4 protein-coding genes and 1 pseudogene are annotated in these 5,241 nt (G+C 41.0%); 4 read left to right on the top strand and 1 reads right to left on the bottom strand.

What is annotated here, in order from left to right:
• The 3 genes and pseudogenes from H5202_RS17645 to hemN all read left to right on the top strand — a co-directional run.
• Positions 1–983: pseudogene (locus H5202_RS17645) on the top strand (metal transporter); the annotation flags it as partial.
• Between the two features lie 55 nt (positions 984–1,038).
• Positions 1,039–1,788: an NRDE family protein gene (locus tag H5202_RS17640; RefSeq protein ID WP_059745304.1), complete on the top strand. Its 750-nt coding sequence runs from the start codon at positions 1,039–1,041 to the stop codon at positions 1,786–1,788.
• Positions 1,789–1,984: 196 nt separating this feature from the next.
• Entirely contained in the window at positions 1,985–3,361 is a 1,377-nt protein-coding gene (gene hemN / locus H5202_RS17635) for an oxygen-independent coproporphyrinogen III oxidase (protein WP_081430110.1), read from the top strand.
• A gap of 73 nt (positions 3,362–3,434) precedes the next feature.
• On the opposite strand, the gene add is transcribed toward hemN, so the two are convergent.
• Positions 3,435–4,433: an adenosine deaminase gene (add, locus tag H5202_RS17630; RefSeq protein WP_011635533.1), complete on the bottom strand. Its 999-nt coding sequence runs from the start codon at positions 4,431–4,433 to the stop codon at positions 3,435–3,437.
• Positions 4,434–4,649: 216 nt separating this feature from the next.
• Between add and H5202_RS17625 the strand changes: the two genes are divergently transcribed.
• Positions 4,650–5,241 (top strand): DUF885 family protein (locus H5202_RS17625; RefSeq protein ID WP_182773227.1); only part of this gene is annotated, 592 nt, incomplete at its 3' end.

The raw sequence follows: 5,241 nt of genomic DNA, 5'->3' as shown, positions 1-5,241 counted from the left end.
AAGACAAGCAAGGTCAATATCAATACCAAGCAGGCATTGGCAGCCTATTAGGTTTAGGGTTATTAGCCCTACTGCTACTGATGGATACTGGTGGCCATGAACACGCTCATAAAGACCATGGTTCAGAGCAATTCGTTAGTTGGTTGCTGACTATTTCTCCTATTTTATTAGGCAGTTATTTTATCGCCACCGCTAGGTTTGCTGCTGGATTACGCCCATCTCATCCTTCCCTAGGGTTACGTTGGTTGCAGCGTCTAGCGGGTCCTGAAGCATTGTTAATTACCTTATTACTATTGGGCCCTTGGTTTGCGCTTTACCAAATATTGGGGCTATTAGCTATTGGGGCACTAATGACGCTGACAAAAGTTGATATAACAGATCCGCACCCAACACTATCAGAGTCACCTTGGCGCTTTGGCTTTAGCCAATTAGTCGACCGAAGTGCCCCCTGGATTATCCTTAGCTTAGTATTAGCAAACTTGATAGGTCATCCATCTGTTCCGCTTGAGAACCCTGCATTACAGGTATTTATTTTACTATTAGTCTTTTTGCCGATGCGTTTTTGTAATTTAGGCACGGTAATTTTGGCACTTGCCTTGGCTTACAGTGGTTGGAGCCAAATTGCTGTGGCATTTACTTTACTCGCAGCGCCGGTACTCAGCATCGGCCAGTTGAAGTTAATGAATTGGAAACAAGGACTCATGTTAGGCGGGATTTTACTGGTAGGATTAATGGTGGCAGATCAACTCACTCTGAGCTCATCATTAACATTACAGTTACCTGAATCGGTCAATATACTTGGTCTAGTAGCAATCGTTTTATTGTTTGGCGCCAGCTTATTGCGACTTGGACCTCGAAAGTTTTTAAGCCGTTTGATGATCAACTTAAAATCAGCACCACATAGCCATGACCACGGCCATCATTCAGACACCAAAGCTGCACATCATCACGAGTCAGCTGCGCCACATAAGCATCATCATTAATCATAATCGATTTATTAGGTTATGATGGCGGTGTCGATATTTTTAAGGGGCTGCTATGTGTATTTTATTTATTGCCGTTGAGGCGCATCCAGATTACCCCTTAATTGTCTGTGCTAACCGCGATGAATTTCATCACAGAGCAACCGAACCCGCCTATCGTTGGGCAACAACACCAATCATTATCGCTGGGCAAGATAAACAAGCCGGTGGTACTTGGTTAGGGATTAATGAACAGGGTCAATTTGCTGGGCTAACCAATATTCGAGCAATCGAACAGCAAGATGGCGTTCGCAGTCGTGGAGAGTTAGTCGTTGACGCGCTAACCAAACAACACATCAATAGCCAATGGTTAACTGAACACTCGATTAACTACAATCCGTTTAATTTAGTCTTCGAACAGCACAATCAACTCCATTGCTTTAACAGTAAAACCTTAACGACTACTTTGCTTAAGCCTGGTTTTCATGCTGTGAGTAACGGTGCGCTGGATGATATATGGCCTAAAATGGCTAAAGGTCAGCAACAGCTACAAAGCTATATCAAACAAATGCAATCACCTTGCATAGACCAATTACTCAATATCATGCGCGATACTTCTCAACCCAAAGATCAAGATTTACCCCAAACAGGCATCAGTCTTGAGTGGGAGCGACGTCTATCATCTATTTTTATCGAACATGAGGAATACGGCACTCGTTCAACGAGTATTGTGTTGAAACACCGCAGCGGTAAAGTACAACTTACTGAAGTGAGATACGATGGTAAGGCACGCAATTTAGGCTCTCAGCGTTTTAACCTTGGCTAGAAACCAGCCTTACCTAAATAATCGCCAAACACAAACTGTGACCTGTTGCACAGTCTAGTCATTATTTCATATCAGCTATCGCTAAACCTCACTAATCACCATAGGCAACATTCATTTTTACAACCTAGATCAAGGTTATTTGATCACGAACATTGCATACTTCGCCTGTTGCTAATTTACCCCCGGAGGACACGCCTTGAAGCAGCCCACTCAGATTAGTTGGGATCAGTCGATGATCGAAAAGTACAATTACAGCGGTCCCCGTTATACTTCTTACCCGACCGCACTAGAGTTTGACGATGCCTTTACTGAACAAAACTTACTGACATCTATTAAAAACAGTAAGTCAGATAAACTGTCGCTATATGTGCATATTCCTTTTTGCGCCAAGCTTTGCTACTACTGTGGTTGTAATAAAATTATTACTCGCCACTCTCACAAAGCAGATCAATACATTGAATATCTGGCCACTGAGATTATTAAACGCGCCCCATTATTCAAAAATTATACCGTAACCCAAATGCATTGGGGTGGCGGTACACCGACATTTTTAAGCCCTGAACAAATTCTTAAACTGACCGCATTAATTAAACAACACTTTAATTTTGCTGATGTGGGTGAATACTCAATTGAAGTTGACCCGCGTGAGATAGAGCTCAGCATGTTAGACACCTTAAAAGAAGCTGGGTTTAACCGGGTATCTATTGGTGTTCAGGACTTTAATAAAGAAGTACAAATTGCCGTTAACCGTGAGCAAGACGAACAATTTATTTTCGACTTAATTGCCAGAGCTAAAGAACTCGGTTTTGTATCAACGAACGTTGATTTAATTTACGGTTTACCGCTGCAAACGCCAGAAACGTTTGCGAAAACTATTGCGCGCATTATTGAGCTATCGCCTGATCGTCTATCTGTCTTTAACTATGCACATTTACCATCGCGTTTTGCTGCACAACGTAAAATTAAAGAACATGATATGCCTGCTCCACAACAGAAATTAGATATGCTTCGCCAAACGATAGAATCGTTAACAGATGCGGGTTATCAATTTATTGGTATGGACCATTTTGCCAAACCCAATGATGAGTTGGCAAAGTTACAAAATGCCGGCAAATTACATCGTAACTTCCAAGGGTACACCACCCAAGAAGAATGTGACTTGCTTGGGTTAGGGGTATCATCTATCAGCCAAATTGGCGACTGCTATGCCCAAAATCAAAAAGATATTCGTCCATACTACGAATCTATTGATGCTAATGGTCATGCATTATGGAAAGGCTGTAGCTTAAATCACGATGATGAAATTCGTCGCGCGGTCATTAAACAGATTATCTGTCATTTTGATTTAGACATGGACAAAATTGAACAAAAGTTTGCCATTAACTTTGATGAATATTTTGCTGAAGACCTTAAACTATTACAAACATTCATAAATGATAAATTGGTTGATATCACTGATCGAAAGTTAACAGTAAGCCAGACCGGTCGTCTACTTATTCGTAATATTTGTATGTGTTTTGATGTATATTATCGTCAGAAAGCCCGTCAGCAGCAGTTTTCAAGAGTTATTTAACTCACTATTTATGTAAAGTAGAATACAAAAATAGCCAGCATTTGCTGGCTATTTTTTTACTTACATTCGCTATTTACTTCGCTTTTTTAGCGTATAACGCTTTGCGGTCACTGTCAGACATAAAGGCCATTTCCACGCCATTACGTTGCAATGTCGCCAGTTGACTATCACTGAAACCCATTTCAGATTTAACCACACGATATTCATGAGCGATATCAATTGCACTCACACCTGGGTCATCGGTATTAAGGCCAATCAATACACCGGCATCCATAAATTTACGCAGTGGATGAACATCATAATCTTTAACGGTTGACGTATGTAAGTTGCTGGTTGGACATGATTCAATTCCAATACGGTGCTTGGCCAAATACTCCATCAACTTCGGATCATGAATCGCATTCACACCATGCCCAATACGGGTAGCACCTAGTATGTTGATTGCTTGCCACATACTTTCAGCACCCGCAGCTTCACCAGCATGAGCGGTAACTTGTAACCCTGCATCTCGAACACGCTTAAAGTGCTCTGTAAATAAGTCGCCAGGAAAACCGAGTTCGTCTCCGGCTAAATCCATCGCCACAATGCTATCACGATGAGCAAGTATGCCTTCAAGTTCTAAGCGGCATTTCTCTTGTCCAAAAGAACGCGACATAATACCAATAAGGTTAACGCTAATATCATGCTCTTTTACACCAGCACGAACACCATCAATAACAGCTTCAACGACACCTTCAATGGGCAAATTATGATTCATCGCCATGTAATAAGGGCTGAAACGCAATTCAGCGTAATCTAACCCTTGCGATGCTGCATCGATAACATTTTCATAAGCAACACGCTTTACAGCATCTAGATCAGCTAATACAGCGACCATCCAATCTAGTTTCTTCAAAAAATCGACTAGGTTGTTCTCTTTCCCTTGGATTTGCACAAATGGCGCAAGTTCTTCTAGCGAATTAGCGGGTAACTGAATACCGTGTTGGTGGCCTAATTCCCAAATGGTTTTTACATTAACATTACCGTCTAAATGTCGATGCAAATCAACCAGCGGAATGGTTTTATCTATCATAATTAACCCCTATAAACTTACCCTGCCATTAGTTTGGTTTTGTCGGTCAGAGAATGATGTTCAGTTTAACATGTATTTATACAAATTCTGATGGCCAATGTTTTTTTCTGGAATCTACCACACTAAAAAGCAAACGCTAATTTGGAATGTGTTTTTTATACTTAAATCGGGCATACTCTAAAGCTAACAAACAGATTAAACCATAAAGGACTATTGATGCGCTTGCTGATCCTACCTGCACTGATAATGTTAAGTTTATTGGGTTGTAATAGTCATTCAACCACGATACAGATTGCGCCTCAAGTCACTCACCAACAAACGCAGATAGATACCGAACTACAAGCGATTATAGACCAGAGTTGGGCGCTTAACTTAGCTTATTCACCAGAGTTAGCCGCCAGTTTAGGAGATGCATCAGTAGCCGCAAAGCTTGATGATCTATCTGCAGAAACATTAGCAGAAAAGAACCAACAGACGCTCCAAATTCTCCATACACTAAAGCAGCTTGACCGGAAAAACTTATCCAAATCAGATGTCATCAATGCTAAGATTTTACAAGAGCAGCTACAAAACGAAGTCGACATGTATCGATTTCATGACCACTATTTACCCATAACAGCTGAAAGTGGTTTTCATGCTTATATTGCGTCTATTGCTAAAGCTCGCTTCAATAGTATTGAAGATTATCAGCACTATTTAGCTAAACTTAAGCAATTACCACGTTATTTCGCGCAACAAACATATTGGCTCAAACAAGGTTTAGCCAGCGGTATTACTCCGGCAAAAATCACCCTTAATGGATTCGAAG

The organism is Shewanella sp. SG41-4, from assembly GCF_014164505.1.
Classification (GTDB): Bacteria; Pseudomonadota; Gammaproteobacteria; order Enterobacterales; family Shewanellaceae; genus Shewanella.
This window is presented reverse-complemented; position numbering and strand designations above follow the sequence as displayed.